Source organism: Pandoraea bronchicola, from assembly GCF_902459805.1.
GTDB classification, from domain to species: domain Bacteria; phylum Pseudomonadota; class Gammaproteobacteria; order Burkholderiales; family Burkholderiaceae; genus Pandoraea; species Pandoraea bronchicola.
Genome location: NZ_CABPST010000002.1, coordinates 333957 through 351449, shown reverse-complemented (window position 1 = coordinate 351449; position 17493 = coordinate 333957). Strand labels below are relative to the sequence as shown.

19 protein-coding genes and 1 tRNA gene are annotated in these 17493 nt (G+C 57.8%); 9 read left to right on the top strand and 11 right to left on the bottom strand.

All coding sequences use genetic code 11. The annotated features are described in order from the left end of the window. The first annotated feature begins 208 nt into the window (after positions 1–208). A tRNA-Leu gene (locus PBR20603_RS05720) sits at positions 209–295 on the top strand. 189 nt (positions 296–484) lie between these two features. Continuing rightward, positions 485–1489 carry a tyrosine-type recombinase/integrase gene (locus PBR20603_RS05715; protein WP_150558579.1) on the top strand — a complete coding sequence of 335 codons (1005 nt, stop codon included), beginning with the start codon at positions 485–487 and terminating at the stop codon, positions 1487–1489. Positions 1490–1899: 410 nt separating this feature from the next. Here PBR20603_RS05715 and PBR20603_RS05710 read toward each other — a convergent pair whose 3' ends face one another. Beyond that, positions 1900–4314 carry a hypothetical protein gene (locus tag PBR20603_RS05710; protein WP_150558578.1) on the bottom strand — a complete coding sequence of 805 codons (2415 nt, stop codon included), beginning with the start codon at positions 4312–4314 and terminating at the stop codon, positions 1900–1902. Positions 4315–5003: 689 nt separating this feature from the next. Here PBR20603_RS05710 and PBR20603_RS05705 point away from each other — a divergent pair. Further along, the gene (locus PBR20603_RS05705) at positions 5004–5564 is read left to right on the top strand and encodes a hypothetical protein (RefSeq protein ID WP_143811743.1); all 561 of its coding nucleotides are present in this window, start codon (positions 5004–5006) and stop codon (positions 5562–5564) included. A 210-nt stretch (positions 5565–5774) separates the two neighbouring features. Here the strand turns inward: PBR20603_RS05705 and PBR20603_RS05700 are convergent, their stop codons facing one another. Further along, a complete protein-coding gene (locus PBR20603_RS05700; RefSeq protein WP_150558577.1) occupies positions 5775–6053 on the bottom strand; it encodes a hypothetical protein in 279 nt (92 codons plus the stop codon). A gap of 247 nt (positions 6054–6300) precedes the next feature. On the opposite strand from PBR20603_RS05700, the gene PBR20603_RS05695 reads away from it, so the two are divergent. The 4 genes from PBR20603_RS05695 to PBR20603_RS05680 all read left to right on the top strand — a co-directional run bounded on the left by PBR20603_RS05695 (position 6301) and on the right by PBR20603_RS05680 (position 9246). Beyond that, positions 6301–6861: a carboxymuconolactone decarboxylase family protein gene (locus PBR20603_RS05695; RefSeq protein WP_150558576.1), complete on the top strand. Its 561-nt coding sequence runs from the start codon at positions 6301–6303 to the stop codon at positions 6859–6861. 65 nt (positions 6862–6926) lie between these two features. Further along, entirely contained in the window at positions 6927–7703 is a 777-nt protein-coding gene (locus PBR20603_RS05690) for an enoyl-CoA hydratase/isomerase family protein (RefSeq protein ID WP_150558575.1), read from the top strand. Between the two features lie 55 nt (positions 7704–7758). Further along, entirely contained in the window at positions 7759–8430 is a 672-nt protein-coding gene (locus tag PBR20603_RS05685) for a peroxiredoxin-like family protein (protein WP_150558574.1), read from the top strand. 99 nt (positions 8431–8529) lie between these two features. After that, on the top strand, positions 8530–9246 hold the full coding sequence (locus tag PBR20603_RS05680; RefSeq protein ID WP_150558573.1) for an SDR family oxidoreductase: 717 nt from the start codon (positions 8530–8532) through the stop codon (positions 9244–9246). Here PBR20603_RS05680 and PBR20603_RS05675 read toward each other — a convergent pair. Both PBR20603_RS05675 and PBR20603_RS05670 read right to left on the bottom strand, forming a co-directional pair. After that, on the bottom strand, positions 9223–10152 hold the full coding sequence (locus PBR20603_RS05675) for a LysR family transcriptional regulator (RefSeq protein ID WP_150558572.1): 930 nt from the start codon (positions 10150–10152) through the stop codon (positions 9223–9225). The genes PBR20603_RS05680 and PBR20603_RS05675 overlap by 24 nt on opposite strands. Before the next feature lie 449 nt (positions 10153–10601). Continuing rightward, a complete protein-coding gene (locus PBR20603_RS05670) occupies positions 10602–10880 on the bottom strand; it encodes a hypothetical protein (protein ID WP_150558571.1) in 279 nt (92 codons plus the stop codon). A gap of 293 nt (positions 10881–11173) precedes the next feature. Between PBR20603_RS05670 and PBR20603_RS05665 the strand changes: the two genes are divergently transcribed. Next, a complete protein-coding gene (locus PBR20603_RS05665) occupies positions 11174–11758 on the top strand; it encodes a fasciclin domain-containing protein (protein ID WP_217425948.1) in 585 nt (194 codons plus the stop codon). A 71-nt stretch (positions 11759–11829) separates the two neighbouring features. On the opposite strand, the gene PBR20603_RS05660 is transcribed toward PBR20603_RS05665, so the two are convergent. The 5 genes from PBR20603_RS05660 to PBR20603_RS05640 all read right to left on the bottom strand — a co-directional run bounded on the left by PBR20603_RS05660 (position 11830) and on the right by PBR20603_RS05640 (position 15397). Beyond that, positions 11830–12027: a hypothetical protein gene (locus PBR20603_RS05660; protein WP_010808136.1), complete on the bottom strand. Its 198-nt coding sequence runs from the start codon at positions 12025–12027 to the stop codon at positions 11830–11832. A gap of 58 nt (positions 12028–12085) precedes the next feature. Then, on the bottom strand, positions 12086–12280 hold the full coding sequence (locus tag PBR20603_RS05655) for a hypothetical protein (protein ID WP_150558570.1): 195 nt from the start codon (positions 12278–12280) through the stop codon (positions 12086–12088). 7 nt (positions 12281–12287) lie between these two features. Further along, the gene (locus PBR20603_RS05650) at positions 12288–12569 is read right to left on the bottom strand and encodes a hypothetical protein (protein ID WP_150558569.1); all 282 of its coding nucleotides are present in this window, start codon (positions 12567–12569) and stop codon (positions 12288–12290) included. 80 nt (positions 12570–12649) lie between these two features. After that, the gene (locus tag PBR20603_RS05645) at positions 12650–12862 is read right to left on the bottom strand and encodes a cold-shock protein (RefSeq protein WP_150558568.1); all 213 of its coding nucleotides are present in this window, start codon (positions 12860–12862) and stop codon (positions 12650–12652) included. Between the two features lie 405 nt (positions 12863–13267). After that, the gene (locus PBR20603_RS05640) at positions 13268–15397 is read right to left on the bottom strand and encodes a TonB-dependent receptor (protein ID WP_246174415.1); all 2130 of its coding nucleotides are present in this window, start codon (positions 15395–15397) and stop codon (positions 13268–13270) included. Between PBR20603_RS05640 and PBR20603_RS05635 the strand changes: the two genes are divergently transcribed. Continuing rightward, positions 15396–15587, top strand: a complete 192-nt coding sequence (locus PBR20603_RS05635) for a hypothetical protein (RefSeq protein ID WP_150558567.1) — start codon at positions 15396–15398, stop codon at positions 15585–15587. The two genes, PBR20603_RS05640 and PBR20603_RS05635, sit on opposite strands and share 2 nt — an antisense overlap. Positions 15588–15593: 6 nt before the next feature. Here PBR20603_RS05635 and PBR20603_RS05630 read toward each other — a convergent pair whose 3' ends face one another. Both PBR20603_RS05630 and PBR20603_RS05625 read right to left on the bottom strand, forming a co-directional pair. After that, positions 15594–15980, bottom strand: a complete 387-nt coding sequence (locus tag PBR20603_RS05630; RefSeq protein ID WP_174977793.1) for a DUF2946 domain-containing protein — start codon at positions 15978–15980, stop codon at positions 15594–15596. A gap of 71 nt (positions 15981–16051) precedes the next feature. Then, entirely contained in the window at positions 16052–17287 is a 1236-nt protein-coding gene (locus PBR20603_RS05625; protein ID WP_150558565.1) for a glycosyltransferase family 87 protein, read from the bottom strand. Between the last annotated feature and the right edge of the window lie 206 nt (positions 17288–17493).

The window sequence follows — 17493 nt, the reverse complement described above, 5'->3', positions numbered from 1 at the left end:
TCTAGCATTGCGGGCTTGAGGGGCGGGAGAGAGGGGATGGGCGTTGTATGAGATTGCCGGTCAGATTCCCTTCGTGTAGAATGCTCGCCTGCTTTGACGCATGCAGCGGGGGCGACGAGTCGCCCCTTTTCATGTCCGACAGGACCGCATGCCGTCGACCCGATGCCGGGATGCCGTTGCCTCACAAAGGTGACGACGCCCACGGGCTGCGAGGATGGCGAAATTGGTAGACGCACCAGGTTTAGGTCCTGACGCCCGCAAGGGTGTAGGGGTTCGAGTCCCCTTCCTCGCACCAACTCCCCGTTTTGGCATCGGTTACGTAGGTCTCACTTCTTCCCGCAATATCTCGCAAACGACCTGCCTGTAAGGCTTGGCGGGGTTCTTTGCGTGAATTCCGATTGTTCGTCCGAGGCGCAAAATCTCACCTCTTCAAACCTAAAATCGATGGGTCGGCCCCATTGGGGCCCCAACTCGGCCCCAAAAAATGGCATCGATTACGAAGACTTCGAAAGGTTGGCGAGCACAGGTAAAGCAGAACGGTGTGCGTGACAGTCGCACGTTCGACACGAAGGCTGCTGCGGCGGCGTGGAGCGCGAAGCGAGAGACCGAACTGCGGTCCATCGCCGATGGTTTTGGTAGTAAGACGCTTACCGTTGGCGACGTGCTGCGGGAGTATGAACTCAAGGTGAGCCCGACGAAACGCGGGGCAAGGTGGGAAAAGCTTCGTCTTCCGTTGATCGGAAGCAAAGAGATAGGTGGGCGGAAGTTCGCGGAGATCAAGCTGGCGGAACTACGACCCAGTCATATTGCCGCGTGGCGCGACGCTCGGATGCGTGAAGTCTCCGGATCATCGACCTCGCGAGAAATGTCGCTTATGTCGCATGCATTTCTTGTGGCTCGGAAAGAATGGGGATGGCTCGTAACGAATCCCATGGCCGAAGTAAAACGTCCTGCGGAACCGCCGGGCCGCGAGCGATTGATATCCGAAGAGGAAATCGAGGCACTACTCACCAGCATGGGATACGAAGAGGGACTGCCTGTCGAGACGCCAATGCAACGCGTAGCTGTGGCGTTCCTCTTTGCGATAGAAACAGCCATGCGTTCAAGCGAAATCCTGACACTTACGGCTTCGTCGGTGAACTACAAGGGCAAATTTGCACGCCTGCCGATGACCAAGAATGGTACGGCGCGAAATGTACCGTTGTCCTCCCGGGCAATCGAGCTCCTGAAGATGCTTCCGGCTGTGGAAAAGGGCGAAGCACTGTTCGCTCTGTCTACGTCCAGCCGTGACGCACTCTTCCGAAAGGCACGCGACAGGGCGCAGATCCCAGACGTAACGTTTCACGATACCCGCCACGAAGCGATCACGCGCCTAGCGAAAAAATTGCAGCCACTTGATTTGGCCAGAATGACTGGCCATAGGAACATTTCTGAACTTATGACCTATTACAACGCGACGGCAACAGATATCGCGGGACGCCTGGGTTAATAGCCGAAGACATATCGGCGCTGCCGCCACTCCGCCAGTCTGAATTTCGTCAAATTTTGATTGGTAGGAGCGCAAGTTGATCATCCGTAGGGAGGGAGGCTATGGGGGGCGTTGCTCTCGGGCTTCGGGTAGTCCGCTTTCGACCCATTGTGGTCGTTCGAAGTGTCCGACGCCGGACGGCCACGCTCATCTTCGGAACAGCCGTTCAGATGTCCATCGGCCACAATGCGTCTGCGCATGCGAACAGCACCAAATAAATATCACCACGCACAGGGTATCCGTGCGAAGACCAGCCGGCTGGGCGCTAGCGCCTACTAGAGACGCCCATGACGCGAGCGCCACCTCGCCGCCGTTGGACTAGACGATCGACTAATGCGGTGTTGATGGAGCTAGCGGTCGATCTGCAGGATTCATGGCTTTTTGCGAACGCTCCTGCTCGCGCTTTGCAGCACGGTTTCTCGCTCGTTATTGAATGCAGCCAGTGCTGCGGGCATAAACTCACTTGCGCCTGTTGCGCCTAACGCAGCTAGTTCACTGAGCTCCTGCTCTCTCAAATAGTTTAGGAATATCTGCGTTTTTTCGAGTCGCTTCTTTACTCGCTCAAGGCGCTTATTAAGATTAAACAGTCGATATTCATCGGCTGTAATTGTTGCAATCTCAGAAGCCGTGCGCCGATCGAATACTGCGCAATCTCCGCATACAAGCTCGATATATGTAAATCTTTTATATAGATCCTTCAGAACAAAAGCGCCAAATTCTGTAATGCGAATGGAATCAAGATTATCCGAATATTCGTCCAGCCGATTGTTTGCCTCAATCATCCCCATTTTTAGAAATTTGTCGACGCACCGCACAAAATCGTCGCGCATTTTGAAGATATCAACAAATTCCTCCTGAACGAAGGCGATCGGAAGAAAAGGGAGGTTCGTTGGATCTTGATTCTCAGTTAGTTTATTAAGAATTCGAAGCCCGGTAAAATGAGAGCCGCGCGTTTTTGATCGAACCTGAAAAATGTTAATGATGTGACTTACATCCTCTTCGTAAAAGAATCGCTGCGGAATCATTAGTGGGCGCAATACCTGATGAACTTGGAATTTCCAAAGATTGGATGTCGATGTAATTTCCCTAACGTTTGTGTACCCAGATAGGATAAACCCTCTAAACAAATCTAGAGCGAGCCGAATATTCCCATGAGCGCATGCAATTAAGATTGACGCCAAGTGCGAATTAGGAGCTTCAAATTCGGCGCGCAGGACATCCAATAGGCTAACGATACCTTTGATTCGCTCGTCGCCGTCGGGAATGAAGATTTTGAGTCGCTCACGCTCCTCTCGACTCGCGGAGAGCAAACCTCTCACATAAGTTATGCGCCGCAAGAATACATCACGCGGCGAAGGCGCAGTGATGTGAAACCCAGAGTTTTGGTAAGCATCGAGCAAACCATGGAGCGAAGACTGATAGAACCGTTCTTCTCGCATTGAAATCACGACGAGGCATTCGAGCTTCTTCGCGACATCCTGCGCAAGGGAAAAACAAAACTCTTGCTGCTCGTAAGAGAACTGATCCGTGTTGTCGATAATGATAACGGGAACACGGTTCTGAGCACGATTATGCTTGGCAAGCTGGGTGGCACAGAGAGGTCCGTTCTGCCGCCACTCTCTAACAAGCGGATTGAGCGCAGCATGGAAAGCTTCAGTGTTGGGGCGCAGCCCGTATAGATCAGTCTTCAACGCGGAGTCATACAACTCGTTGAATATTGTCGACAGGCATGTCGCGTTGCTATCTAGCAAATGGTCGTGGTCTAATTCAGTTACAATCTTCTCCCACACCGTCTTTGCTATTTCTGAGGTGTCTTGAAGCGTGCTCAACAGATCAACAATACAGATGATTGCATTGTTTTTTACCAGATCTGGCTGCCCGTAGTTCACCAGACGCTTCAGAAATGTCGACTTTCCAACTCCTTTGCTGCCGAAAAGAATGACGACATCCGTTCCTTTCGTTTTTATAATGTTTTTCTCAAGTCGTTCGCCAAACTCCCCGCCATTGCCGTTGTCCGAAAAATCGGTCACTCCGAATTGGTGAAGATACGGAGTTATGGAATCGACTATTTTTTCCCTGGTTGCTTCAAAGACAGCATCGTAAGCTCTCTCCGAAACATAACAATGATCCATGAAGTCGCTATCATCTGCATCAATGACACCAAAATAGCGATCAGTGATGGGTCGGAGGAGTCGGGCATACTCGTTTGTATCCACGAGGGTTTTATACACACCAACGTCTTCCTTTGGGAAATAGCGTGGCTTATTGGATTCTCGATCGGTGGACAATAGCTTGTTGATCGAATCGGTTGAGACGATTGAGTCGTATGCCAACCAACGTAGCGCATCCGCGAACTCTTGCTCGAAGTAATCAATCGACCGTATTACGAATGCGTTCAGAGTGCGCCAGTCCTGGCGAAGTTTGAATGTGCGAAAAATTACCCAAACATGACCGTTGGTAACTGCTGCGAACTCACAACCTTTATTCACACAGTACTGCTGAACCTGATGCATCGCTTCGTTGATTTCAGGAACGGTCAACAGCGTTTTTATTGAGACATGTGATGATTGACGGCCTTTGGCATAGATGACTTGTGGAAGCTCAAAATAGGCACCTTCTTTCTTGGCCTCTACGAAAAAAATAGGAACCTCATTTGCCCCGACCAAGACGTAGTCGGCAAATCCTTCTTTTATATACATCTCGCATTTTGTACGCGTCCGAGGCCAACTGAGGACTTCGTGCAGGATGCGGTCGATTATCTGGTGCCGGGTATCCGCTTCGTTCAAGTCTCTCGTTTTACAAGTTGCGGCCAAGTTCGTGGCGGCGTCGTGAGGGGTCATCTCAAGGTCCCGTTGTTCGTGCGTTGTAGTGTTTTTGAGCGTCTATTAGACTGCAGATAGTGCGAGATTATATCTGCGCCGTAGGTTAGTGCGATCGCCTGTCCATTGAGTCAATGGGCCCGAAGTTGATCAAGATGGGTTGCAACGTCGACGGCAGGCCCTATCTGCGCGACCATTTCTTCGACAAATTTGCGATGTTGCTGAAAGGCAATTTAGTAGGTGACGACCTTGCTGTCATCGGACGGTGGAAAGACCGCGGATCGATGCTTAGCCGTCGCTCAAACGACCGCTAACGGCGATCACGAAGGGCCGCTCATGGCCGACTACCGACGCCGAGCGATTTCGAGATGACGGATCCATTTTTGCGCCGCGGCGCCGACGATGGGTACGCAATTGAAAAAGCGCAGAGAGCGCGGGTGTAAAAAAGCCCGCTCGGGGCGGGCTTTGGAAGACCAAGCGGGGCGGTTTGGGCGTTTTTGTTTCGCAACGGGCGGTCGAGTTTCTCCGAAGAGGTCATGCCGCTACATCAGGCGCAAAGAAATGAGTTGCATGCGTTACGAAGGTTGCAGCGCCCTGGTTGGCCCGCACCAGACGCGCCATATAAACTGCCATCGGTCCATCGACTGGAAATCGAAATGGCGATACGCGCTGCATTCGGCAGCCTCAATACTGGCTGCACCCATTCCGTGCTTATGGCGCTGGGACTCTCTGCTGCACTATGGGCACTTCCTGCGGCGGCTGCATCTGCAAGCGAATACTGCTTTCCGCAAATCGATCTCGCGATTGCAAACGTGCACTACCGGGACGGAAGAGCTGCTGTCGAGCGGGCCATTGGGAAACCTCACCGGGTACGCATTTTCTCGGTTCCGGGAAGTGCCGGGCCATACCGAGTGGAACAACAAACCTATCGAGGTTTATCGATTAATCTGAAGCTCGCATCTCAGGAAGTCGAAATGATTGTGGCAACGGGGTCGGGCGCGGTCATGCCCAACGGCGTGAAGGTCGGCGCCACGATTGCCGACGTGTCTCAGAGATTACGATATAACGTTGAGCAGGCACTATCGGATGATCTCGTATGGACCCCGTCGTTGTGCGAACGGGGTCCGTACGATTGGATTTTTGTGGGCCCGCAGTTCATTTTCGCGAAAAAAAATGGGGCCATCCGCCTGCAGTCGATCGAGATCAAGCGAATGTGAGTGACCAAATGGACGCTTCCGGTCGATGTCAGGCCGAGCCGTAATATAACGGTGTGCACAAAAAAGCCCGCGGGAGCGGGCTATATGGGGGGCGGGGAGTGCGGCGGGACGTATTGAGCGGGTTGGATGTCCGCTTTCGACCCGATGCGGACATCTGTAGTCGGGAAGCTCGGCAGTCAAGTCGACCTATCTCTCACGAGGGAATTTGCCCTAGGCATCATTGATCGCATAGTCGATCACTCTCTGGACGATTGCTGGAAGAGTCGGCTTCTCACGCAATGGAGTGATCCAATCCTCCAAGAACTGTTGCACGATATGCACTTCTAGAAAATACGTCATCCCTGCTTCCACAACCAATTCCGGAACACCTTCAGTTCCGGGGTGACGGACCAACGCGACTTCCGAGTCCGGCCCCCACGGCTCAACTGCATAAACAGTGGCCTCGTCATCCAATTCAAAAACATTGATGATCGCATCGCTCAGCTTCATTACGTGCCCCATTTGAAATACCCGCCCTTATCCTGACCTGACAGTGATGTGCCGAAGCCTGGTCGACCAGAATTGAGGCATCTATCCGGTTGGGTCAGGCAGACTGCCTTCTTTGGGCATGTGCACGTCAATGGCACAACCACCGCTTTATGCCGTTCAGGAATGAGTGTTATCGACGGTGCCCGCCTTCTTCGAAAACGCGTCGACCTTCATCATTTGCTCATCGTCAACCCACAGGAGCAAAACGATGAGCAACTTCCAAACCTACACGATCGATAACGCACCGGCCGCCTCGAAGGCCAGCCTCGAAGCCACGAAGCGCGCCTTCGGCTTCGTTCCCAACCTGCAGGCGCACATGGCGGAGTCGCCCGCACTGCTGGCCGGCTACTCGGCCCTGTGGGATCTGTTCTCGAAAAGCACACTGACACCGCACGAACAGCAGGTCGTCTACCTCACGTCGAACTTCGAGAACAACTGCCACTATTGCATGGCCGGACACAGTGCGTTGGCAAAGATGATCAAGATGGATACAGGTGTGATCGCCGCACTGCGTGCCGGCACACCGCTGCCTGATGCAAAGCTCGAAGCGCTGCATCGCTTCACATCGCTTGTCGTTCGCGAGCGGGGATTCGCCCCGGACGCCGAAGTCGACGCGTTTCTCGCTGCTGGCTACACGCGTCAGAACGTCCTCGAAGTGATTCTGGGCGTAGCGACCAAGGTGATGAGCAACTACACCAACCACATCGTTCACACCGAACTCGACGGCTTCATGGCCGGCAACGAGTGGACCAAACCGGTCGCTGCCTAAGCCGTCTCGCGGAGCCCCTCGCGGCTCCCGTCCAGCCCCATACCCAAGTTCGCCGAGGAATTGCCATGTCCGCGTTCGACCGTTATCAAAACGCTTACCCCAATGCCAAGCTGACCCGTACGCCGGAGGGCGTGCTCGAAGTCCGTTTTCATACCGACGGCGCGAAGCTCGTCTTCAATGGCCACACGCATGAGCAGTTCACCGACATGTTCCACCAGATCGGCGAAGACCCGGATAACCGGGTGGTCATCCTGACGGGTAGCGGCGACGCATTCATGGATGCGATCTCGCCGGAAGGTTTCGACTTCTTTACGCCGCGCGGCTACGACAAGATCTTCCGTGAAGGCCGCAAGATCCTGATGAACATCCTGGACATCGAAATCCCGATGATTGCCGCGCTGAACGGCCCGGTTCTGCTGCATTCGGAATACGTCCTGCTGTGCGACATCGTGGTGGCGACGCCCGAGACGGTGTTCCAGGACATGCCGCACGCCGCATTCGGCATCGCTCCCAACGATGGCATCCATCTGCTGTGGCCGGAAATGATCGGCAGCATTCGCGGCCGGTACTTCGTTCTCACGCAGCAAAAGCTCGATGCCAGGGAGGCGAAGTCGCTGGGCGTGGTCAACGAGATCGTGCCTGCGGGTCAACTGCTGGAACGTGCGCACGCCATCGCTGCGAAGCTCGCAGAGCAGCCGCCGCTCACCACAAAATACACCCGCATCGGACTTACCCAACGCCTGCGTCGTGTGATCGACGAAGGCATCGGATACGGTCTGGCGCTCGAGGGCATCACTGCGGCCGAAGTGGCGCGCATGGCAGCAGCGCAGAACGCAGCCTGAATCCACTAGCTCGTGGGTTCCACAATTCACCTATTCCTCTCGACGGAGAACTCTTATGTCACTGCAAGACAAACTCGACGCATTCCGGGCCGACTTCAAGGCGGGCAAACCGCCGTTCAACGCACCGTCGGAGATTCATCCGGTGATGGAACGTGCCACGGCGGCACTGATTGCGAGCGGGCAGGCTGGCCGTGCGATCAAGGCCGGCGACCGCGCGCCGCATTTCAACCTCAAAGATCAGGACGGCAACGACGTGTCTTCCGCTGCGTTGCTGGCGAAAGGCCCGTTGGTGCTGACCTTCTATCGCGGCGTGTGGTGCCCGTACTGCAACATCGAATTGCAGGCCATCAACGAAGTGCTTGCGGAGATTCAGGCCTTTGGCGCGAACGTGGTGGCGATTTCACCGCAGACGCCAGTCAATAGCCGCAAATCGGTGCGCACCAACAAACTGGGCTTCCCTGTGCTGAGCGACGCGAACGGTCAAACGGGCGCCGACTTCGGACTGCGTTTCGTGTTGCCCGACTATCTGATCGATCTGTACAAGAACCTGAAGAACGATCTGCCGGCGTTCAATAACGACCCGAGCTGGACTCTGCCGATGCCCGCGCGCTACGTTATCGGACAGGATGGGATCGTGCTGTATTCGGAAGTCAACCCGGATTACACGCGTCGTCCGGACCCTTCGGACATATTCCCGGTTCTGGAAAAGGCGACGGCCAACGCCTGAGCCTTACCGCTTAACAGTCGACGCTCAACAGGCAAGATGCCACGTCGGGGATAACCCAGACCGGCTGTTCGACTCCTTACCGTTTGTAGAGGATATTTCATGACTCAGCGCACATTTCTCGTAACCGGCGCGACCAAGGGCATTGGCCTCGCGTTGACAGAACGGCTGATTGCCGATGGTCACCACGTGGTGGGCCTCGCCCGCGAAGCAAGCGACTTTCCGGGCGAGCTGGTGCGCGTCGATCTCGCCGACCGTGGTGCGACCGACGCGGTTCTCCAGGATCTCGTGCGTCGATACTCCATTGATGGAGTGGTGAACAATGTCGGGTTGGTCAGACCCCAGCGTCTGGATGACGTTGCGCTTGACGATCTTGACGACGTTCTCGCGCTCAATCTCCATCCCGCCGTGCAGACCGTGCAGGCGCTGCTTCCCAGTATGCGTGCACGCGGCTGGGGCCGAATCGTCAACATTTCCAGCCTGACCATTCTCGGAATCACACAGCGCACGGCTTATGCAGCGGCGAAAGCTGCGTTGGTGAGTTTTGCCCGATCGTGGGCGCTGGAACTGGCTGGGACGGGAATTACGGTGAACGCCGTCGCGCCGGGGCCGACGGAGACGGAACTGTTTCGCGCCAACAATCCCCCGGGCAGTGAGGGGGAGAAACGGTATCTCTCCGCAGTGCCCATGGGCCGCTTCGGCCGGCCAGAAGAGATTGCCGCGACAATTCAATTCCTGCTTTCTGACGGATCCGCTTTTATGACCGGTCAGACCCTATATGTCGACGGCGGATCGTCAATCGGCAAGCTCGCCTTCTGATGGCGTAACGCTGTTGCTGCCAGCGGCAGCGAGTATCTCTTCGACAAAGGCGACGAACGCTCGGGCCTTCTCACTCACCAGGCGCCCGGCGGGGAAGACTGCCCACAGGTCGATTGGGGGCAGCTCCCAGTCGGGCAACACCGCCTGAACGGTGCCGTCAGCGAGCTCCGGGGAGAACATCCATTCCGATGCGATCGCGAGACCCATGCCGCCCAGCACCGTCGTCCGGACGCCCTCGGCTGCGCTAACACTCATGCGACCCGAAACGACCACAGCCACTTCCTTTCCGTTCTGGCTAAACGACCAGGATTCGCCTCCCCCCCGCAACGAATAAACCACGGCCTGGTGCTGGCTCAAATCTGCGGGAGATCTGGGCACACCGGCTTTCGCGAAGTAGCCGGGTGTTCCCACGACGAGCCTCCGGCTCCGCGCAATGCGCCGCGCGGTCATGGCCGAATCGTCAAGCGAACCCATGCGCAACGCAACGTCCACACCTCTTTCAAGCAAATCGATGGTACGGTCGTCAAGCACGACATCCATTTGCAGATTCGGGTGACGGTCCATAAAGACCTTGAGCGCGGGCAGGACATGCAGGCGTGCAAAGGTCACTGCTGCGCTGACGCGTAAAACGCCCGATAGCCCGGTAGACATGTCGCGCACCATCTGTTCAGCCAGATCCGCTTCCTCGATTGCACGCCTCGCGTGCTCGTAGAAACGCTGACCGGCATCGGTGGGGGTTAGGCCGCGCGTCGAGCGCAAAAGAAGTCGCACTCCGAGCCGCGCTTCGAGCTGTGCGACTGACTTTGAGACGGCCGGCTGTCCGAGCTTGAGCCGTTTTGCGGCCGCCGAGAACGAACCCGCCTCGACGACACTGACGTACGTTTCCATTGCCGCCATCCGGTCCATGCTGCAGCCTCTCCTTGGCGAACCGCGAAGTCCGTACGTAGGTGCTTAGAGAATTTCAGCCGAAAGTATATCGCGCCACAAACCCGTTAGACGAATGGCGAGCGAGTCGCGATATGGGGCAACGCGGGCCGTGGGAATCGCATAGCCCCGCCGCAGTCGACGTGGTGGCGGGGTTGGTCACAAAGCTCGCGTCCAGTTCAGATCACCGGCGCCGCGCTATGAAAGGAGTCATCGGTGTAGCCGTGTGCATCCACGCCATAGAAGGTTGAACGGTCGTAGGGGCAGTCGCGCTCTGACCTTCCCCCGAAAAACCGTAGCACCCGAAACTGGGGATTTCTGGCAAGTTTGAAGCCCTGTCGGGCAGTGGTGGCGGCTGCAGAGCCGCCTTGTTGAGTCGCTCAGTCTTGAACCGCGAGCGGCAGATATTGGTCCGGCTGAGTGGGGCGACGTTATGGTCGCGTTGTCGGGCCTTTCAGTGGACGCTTGCCGTCGATGATGGCTTTTGCTTCGTCAATGGCGGCGTCCAACGCCCAGTCTTCGCGACGATAGCCTTCTTCTTCAAGGCATTGAATCGGGATCTGCGTAGCAGGCTGGGCATCGGTGTCATTTGGGATAAACACGAACCCGCGGAACCCGAATATCTGCAAATGCTCGCTCCCGACACCGTGTTTCATGAGTGTTTGAACCGAGTATCCATATCCGTTGTGCGTATTCTCAGCGCGAGCCATGTTCGTCTCCAACCAGATGGTCTCTGGATCCTAGCATGAACGAATCGCGTGCAGGGCCAGTCGCCCGACGCGCCACGCCCAAGCTAGCAGTGTCGCTCGAGTGTGTCATCTGATTATCTGATGAGGTTGATGCTGCTGGCTCAGGATGTCGCTAACTGCGGGTCGACGCAAACACGAGAGCGAGGATTCGAAGGGTGCTTGCTATCGAGCATCTGGTCGTGCATCCGAACGCCGTCTTCACACGTATTTGTCAGTGCTTCCATCTTGAGAAGCCTCACAAATTGGGTGTGAACATGAAAATGCATCAATCGGTTAAGTTTCTCGCGACGGCCGTGTGCATCGGGATTTCCTCTGGGCTGGCGGTCACTTCCGCATTGGCGGCGATGGACGGCGGCGAGAAGACGGTGATGGTGGGCGGCGCGGCGATGTATCCGTCCAAAACCATTGTTCAGAACGCAGTGAACTCAAAGGATCACACGACGCTCGTCGCAGCCGTCAAAGCTGGCGGGCTCGTTGATACGCTGAACAGCCCGGGGCCATTCACCGTCTTCGCGCCGACCAACGAAGCGTTCGCCGCGCTGCCATCGGGCACGGTTGACACGTTACTCAAGCCGGAGAGCAAGGGAACGCTGGTGAAGGTGCTCACCTATCACGTGGTCCCGGGCCGGTTGACCGCGCAGGATCTCATGAAGGCCGTCAATGACGGCGGTGGGAAGGCAGTTCTGAAGACGGTGGAAGGCGATTCGCTCACCGTTATGCAGCAAGGCAATCACCTGACCGTCACGGACGACAAGGGAAGCGTCGCCCGCGTGACGATCGGAGACGTCATGCAGTCAAACGGCGTTATCCACGTCGTGGACAAGGTGTTGCTGCCGTAACGGCGGCCGGGGCGTCGGTGATCCGATGCCCTGCCTTCAAGCGCGAGATCAGCGTTTGCCGTTGATGCCCTTTACCACGATGGCCGCACCGCGTAGGCGTTGCGGCAATACGACCGGCCGAACTGTGTCGGCTCGAAGTGCTTTCCGACGCGGTGGATCAGTTCGCGGGCGAGAAGGGCATTGATGACCGCATCCGAGGGCTGCTTGGCGCTCTTTTCTGCGATGCGCTGGAGTGCGACGGTGATGGCCTGTGTCGAGAGGGTGAGCATGACATGCTCCTGTAAGAGTTCTGTGGGCCCTTAGGGCCTTCTTTGGCAAGCGTGCTTCTCAATTGGGCGACTTGTATTCGCCGTTACCGGGCAGGCAAAACCATCTGGCGATCCGGCGGTGCTGGGCCAGTTTGGTCGCAAGGCTTCTGCGGCTCAACCCAATGGCATAAGCAACAGCAGCGACAGTAAAGAGTCTGGTGCCGTCCGGCGGCAGGTACCCGGCATAAAGAAACCAGTTCGGGGCGATGACCATAGCGATCTCAGGACTCGACGAGACCGTCGCGGACGATGTCGTCAATCAGCGACTGTGCATAGCTATTCCCCGCACGTCGCGCCTCTCCAATGGAGTCGAACGGCAGGCTCTCGAGGCGAAATACTTTGGGGTCGGTTGACGACGCGGGATCTTCCAGCGTGGTTCGGGAGATGCGAACGGATACCCCGAAAGTCCGGTCGTGCGTGCGCGCGGCCGACTCGGCGTCTTGATGACGGAAAACGAACGTCTCTAGGCGGAAGCCCCTGTAAAACGGGATTACGTAGGCCATACTGCCTCCGGCTGTGCAAGTCCCTTCATGCCACAACGCACGAAGTGGCTGTGACATGAGGGAACCGCAAAGGGGACTGATTAGGTCGGCTTGATGTTCGAAGCCTGCAAGCCCTTCGGGCCGCGCGTGACGTCAAATGAAACGTGCTGATTTTCTTGAAGGCTTCGGAATTCAGTGCGCCCTTGCGGCTGAATTTCCGAGAAGTGCGCGAACAGATCGTCGCCACCATCATCCGGCTTGATGAAACCAAAGCCTTTGCCATCGTTGAACCACTTAACAATTCCGGTACTCATGCGAACTCCTGGTTTTCCCGGCGTGCGACCATCGCGGAATGCGGCGGGCGGCGCCAGTGGCGGACAAACAAGAAATTCAGAGATCGGAAGTGTCTCGCAAAGATCGGTGAGATCGACGCTGGATCGATAAAAGTCAGACTTGATGTTCGATCAACCACTTATACGCGGCTTTGACGGACAAAACAACAGTTTTCGGCGCGTGTGGCGAATGCCCCATGTGCGCAATAACCTGCCATCACGGCGTAACAACAGCGCCGATCCACGGCGAGTCGTGACCGTGGGGCCGCATAAGCGGCTTGCCCTTGCCAGTCGAGTGAGCTTACCAATCTTCCTATGCCCAGCCGTCGCTGCCGCACTAACCCGGCCCGGCAGCGACGACGTGCCCTGGCTTCGCGGGCACAGCAATCAGAAGCGATAACTCATCACCAGCTCAGCCCGCCGGTCGTTGCCAAGTAGCCATTGCGTGTTGTTGTAATAGGCAGTCTGCACGTAGTGGCGATTGAACACGTTGTAGACGCGCCCGGTCAGCGTGAGATCGCGGCGCGGCTTCCACGCGAGCGCCAGATCGACCGTCGTGTAAGACGGCAGCGTCAACGTATTGGCCGTGTCGGCGTACCGTTTGCCAACGTACTTCAGTCCGCCGCTGGCGGTCCACGATTGAGCCAGGCGCCAACTCATCCAGAGGTTTGCCATCTGCTGCGGCACGTTCACCGGAACGTTCCCGGCGCGAGACACCGGGACCCCGCCCACACTCTCGTCGAACTCGTCATACTTCGCACGCAGCCACGTACCATTCGCGTCGACCCGGACGTCACGGGTCAGTTGCGCCCCCAGCGTCAGCTCGACACCGCGCGACGATTGCTGCCCCACCTGCAAGCTTTGCGACGGATTGAGCGGATCGACCGACAGCAGATTGTTCTTGACGATGCGGTACAGGGATAGCGTGCCGTCGACGCGTCCGTCGAGCCAATCCTGTTTGATACCCAGCTCGATCTGCTTGCCAGTGGCCAGATCGAACTTCGCTTTACTGGCCGTGAGCATCAGTAATGAACTGATCGGATCAGCAGCGACGGAATACTGTCCGTATACGCTCGTATGGGCCGTGACGTCATAAACGGTGCCCACACGCCAGCCCGTATAGCCGAGATCTTTCGAGAACGCCGCACCGGTGACGAGATCGTCGCGGTTGATGCTGGCGTGGTCGTAACGCACGCCACCGACCACGGACCAGCGAGACGTCACCTTCAATCGATCTTCCGCAAAGAATGCGTATTGATTCGCTTGCGACCGGTACTTGGGATAGGTGCCCGTCACGTTGATGAAGCCACCCGGGGCCGGGTTGTAGAGATCCACGAGCGACGTGCCCGAGTAGGGCGAGTTGTTCGTGTGCTGGAACGTGGTGTGGTTGAATTCGAAGCCCGTCGAGACGGTGTTTTCCATGCCGAACACTTGCCCCTTGAGGGTCGCGCTCGTCACGTTTCCGATCTGCTCCTGATCGTGCAGGATTTCGGTATAACTGCTGCGCTGAACGAGTCCGGAAGAAGGTATGTACGTGTAGTACTCGGCGTCCTTCCAATGCCGCTTGCTCTTCATGCGATACAGCGTGCTGGAAATGGTGAGGTTATCCGCCGGCCGCCAGGAGGCAGCCAGCGTTGCCCAACTGTCCCGGTAAGTGATCAGCGCATCGTCGACGTTGTAGTTCTTTTTGTAGGTTGCCGGGTCGAGATTGCCGCCGACCGTCGGCACGCCGAAGTACTGCATCGGATGCTGATTGCCTTCGGCGAGCGACGCCGTGACCGACAAGCGCGGCGTGAAATCATATTTGATGGCCGCCGAGAACGACGCGTTGCGCGAATCGCCCCGGTCCACCCAATTGTCGGAGCGATTGGCGCTGGCGTCGAAACGGTAGGAGAGCTTGTCGTTGATCGCGCCGCCGCTGCCAAACGCGGCACGTCCGGTCTTCTCGGTGCCGATGCCGAGTTGAATCTCGTTTTCGATGGGCGTCTGCTCGGCCTTCTTGGGCACGATGTTGACCACGCCGCCAATGGCGCCTTCGCCGTAGATGACCGAGGCCGGACCGCGTAACACTTCGATCCGCTCGACCGACCAGGTGTCGAACGGGAACGTGACGCCGATGGCGCCGTACGGCCGCACACCGTCGTAGAGTTGCGTGACCGACGCGTTGCCGACAAAGCCCCGCGCCCCCAGTTCTGACCCGCCATTGCCCGGATGGGGTGACGCATTGATGCCTGTCGCACGGCTCACCGCATCGATGATGCTCGCGTCGCCGCGCTCCACAAGTTGCTGGCGGTCGATGATCTCGACGCTGGCGGGCGTTTCCTTGATCGATAGGCCTAGCCGGCTGCCGGCCTGCACCGGTTCGTCCAGTGGTGTGACGTTGGTTGCCTGCACCTGCGTGGCAGGCAGCTCGATAGGCCGCGAAGCGATAATGTCGGTCTCAGCGGCTTGCGCGAGGGCGCATAGCGTGCCGATAGCGCCCGCCACGGCGGTGCGCATAGGAAATGACGTTTTCATGACGCTGTCTTGTAGTGTTGTTGTCGGCACGCGCGCTTACGTCACGCCCGTTGGCGTGACAGCAGGCAAACGCATGCAAGCCGTCGTCCTTCACGGGCAACGGCGTGTCTTCAGGTCGGTCGGGATGGCCGAGGTGCAGCGCCATCGACGTCGGCAGGCGACGCACGACGAACGTGCAACGCACGGCTAGCGGCGCTCAGGCAAGTGGCGGCGCGCGGGAGGGCGGGGTGAGGCGGCGCGGTGCGCCTGTGACGGTAAGCGCCGATGACGGCGCGGGGCGCACATTGCCGAGATGAATGCCTGCCAGCGTCAGCGGGAAGGGTGGCAGCGGTGGCGTGTGGGCGAGCAGCGAGCAATACCCGCAGGCGGCGCTTGCGCCGGTGCCATGGGATACCGGCGTGTGCCTTCCTTGCGCTGCTGTTTCGTCCAGACCGGTGCAGAACGCACTTGACAGCGCGTCGTCGATCGATGACGGATGAGCGCGCAGATATTGGCTGATCAGCGGCGCGCAAAGCAGCATCCACATGGCGGCGAGGCCGACCCATGCGATGCGTTTGCTGCGTGACCATACCGGCATGTTCATGGTGCGCGGCATCGTGCCGCGTGCGTGACGACGAGCTCGGATGCTATCACGCGGTTCGGCATATCACTTCGTCATGCCAAGAAAATTCCAGATGGATGCGACGCCTTGCGGCAATTTGTCGCGATCGTCACGATAAACATGGCGGGCAGTACGAGGACTCCCGGCTGCAACACGGCGGGGAAGTATGACGGCAGCAGCGAGAGCAGCGGTAGACACCAGGCGAGGCAGACGATGAATCGGTCGAGGTTCGTCCACGCGCGTCGGGTCGCGCGGTCGTGGCACAGGCAGACGATCGGCAACAACAGCCACGCCAAGTCGTAATGAAGGATGTACGGCTGAATTATCAGTGTCGCGATGACGGCGGCGGCTGCTTTAATTTCGAAGCGAGCCGTGCGAGTCCAGAGCCAGAGTGTCGCGAGTACAACCGGAATCGCAACGGCCGCATGTACGGCGTACGCCACCGGCACGCTCCCTCCGAGGCGCCGGACGGTGGCGAAGACCGATGGCATCGCCCGCATAACACCGCCTGAAACATTGTCGGTGACGGTCGAGTTGAACCACAACGCCGCCTCGAAGAATTTGATCCACAGCGGAATGCCGAAGACCCAACCACTGATGGCGACGAAGAGCGTTGCGGTCATCGTCATCGCAGCCAGCGCTCGAAAATATCGTCCGCAGAGGAACAGCAGTGGAAAGAGCACGGCGAACTGAGGCTTGAACAAGAGCATGCCGGCGCAAACACCGGCCAGCCAGGGGCGGCGCTCCAGCAGACCTAACGCACCCGCGGCCAGCGCGGCGGTGAGCAGCGAATTCTGGCCATGCGCCGTTGCGATCCAGATGCCCGGGAATGCCACAACAGTGATCCACGGCAACGATCCGCGCCGGGACGTCGGCCGGAATGCCCACAGAACGCAAGCGATGCCCGCGGCGCAAAAGCTCACATATGACAGGGCGTAGGGAAGGAGGGCGAGCGGGTAGACCAGCAACTGGAATGTCGGGGGATAGACCCACGGCGCATAACGACCGGGGAACATGCTGTCCTCGACGTCGGCAATCTTGAGCAAGTCGAACGCGGCCTGCGGGCTGTCGTGCAACGACAGATACGACGCGCTCCAGAACACCCGGAAATCCACCCCCATAGGGGGGACGCCGGGCTCGTGCAGCATCCAGCGCACTGCCCAAATGCCGAGTGCGAGCCATTGGCACAAGAGCACCGCGGCGCTATAAACCACCACGCGCTCGCGGGTGAGCCAGCTCGGCTTGTGCTGCGCAATACCTTTGGCAATCTCACTGTCTGCGATTTGCATAGGCACATCGGCGGATGTTGGACGAGGTTTGACGCGGCTGTCGACTCTCGCTGCTGCGCATCATGATAGTCGAACGGTATCGGACGAAAGCTGGACCGTCGCCAAACGCGCAGCGATAACGAACATCATGATCGCGACGAAGCCGAGCACGAGCACGGTGTCCCCCTCTGCCAATGGTGATGGTGGCGACGAGACGTCGGGAGGGA

Coding starts and splice junctions, on each gene's coding strand:
- PBR20603_RS05715 (WP_150558579.1), top strand. CDS start 485: ATGGCATCGATTACGAAGACTTCGAAAGGTTGGCGAGCACAGGTAAAG.
- PBR20603_RS05705 (WP_143811743.1), top strand. CDS start 5,004: ATGGCGATACGCGCTGCATTCGGCAGCCTCAATACTGGCTGCACCCAT.
- PBR20603_RS05700 (WP_150558577.1), bottom strand. CDS start 6,053: ATGAAGCTGAGCGATGCGATCATCAATGTTTTTGAATTGGATGACGAG.
- PBR20603_RS05695 (WP_150558576.1), top strand. CDS start 6,301: ATGAGCAACTTCCAAACCTACACGATCGATAACGCACCGGCCGCCTCG.
- PBR20603_RS05690 (WP_150558575.1), top strand. CDS start 6,927: ATGTCCGCGTTCGACCGTTATCAAAACGCTTACCCCAATGCCAAGCTG.
- PBR20603_RS05685 (WP_150558574.1), top strand. CDS start 7,759: ATGTCACTGCAAGACAAACTCGACGCATTCCGGGCCGACTTCAAGGCG.
- PBR20603_RS05680 (WP_150558573.1), top strand. CDS start 8,530: ATGACTCAGCGCACATTTCTCGTAACCGGCGCGACCAAGGGCATTGGC.
- PBR20603_RS05675 (WP_150558572.1), bottom strand. CDS start 10,152: ATGGACCGGATGGCGGCAATGGAAACGTACGTCAGTGTCGTCGAGGCG.
- PBR20603_RS05670 (WP_150558571.1), bottom strand. CDS start 10,880: ATGGCTCGCGCTGAGAATACGCACAACGGATATGGATACTCGGTTCAA.
- PBR20603_RS05665 (WP_217425948.1), top strand. CDS start 11,174: ATGAAAATGCATCAATCGGTTAAGTTTCTCGCGACGGCCGTGTGCATC.
- PBR20603_RS05660 (WP_010808136.1), bottom strand. CDS start 12,027: ATGCTCACCCTCTCGACACAGGCCATCACCGTCGCACTCCAGCGCATC.
- PBR20603_RS05655 (WP_150558570.1), bottom strand. CDS start 12,280: ATGGTCATCGCCCCGAACTGGTTTCTTTATGCCGGGTACCTGCCGCCG.
- PBR20603_RS05650 (WP_150558569.1), bottom strand. CDS start 12,569: ATGGCCTACGTAATCCCGTTTTACAGGGGCTTCCGCCTAGAGACGTTC.
- PBR20603_RS05645 (WP_150558568.1), bottom strand. CDS start 12,862: ATGAGTACCGGAATTGTTAAGTGGTTCAACGATGGCAAAGGCTTTGGT.
- PBR20603_RS05635 (WP_150558567.1), top strand. CDS start 15,396: ATGACGCTGTCTTGTAGTGTTGTTGTCGGCACGCGCGCTTACGTCACG.
- PBR20603_RS05640 (WP_246174415.1), bottom strand. CDS start 15,397: ATGAAAACGTCATTTCCTATGCGCACCGCCGTGGCGGGCGCTATCGGC.
- PBR20603_RS05630 (WP_174977793.1), bottom strand. CDS start 15,980: ATGAACATGCCGGTATGGTCACGCAGCAAACGCATCGCATGGGTCGGC.
- PBR20603_RS05625 (WP_150558565.1), bottom strand. CDS start 17,287: ATGCAAATCGCAGACAGTGAGATTGCCAAAGGTATTGCGCAGCACAAG.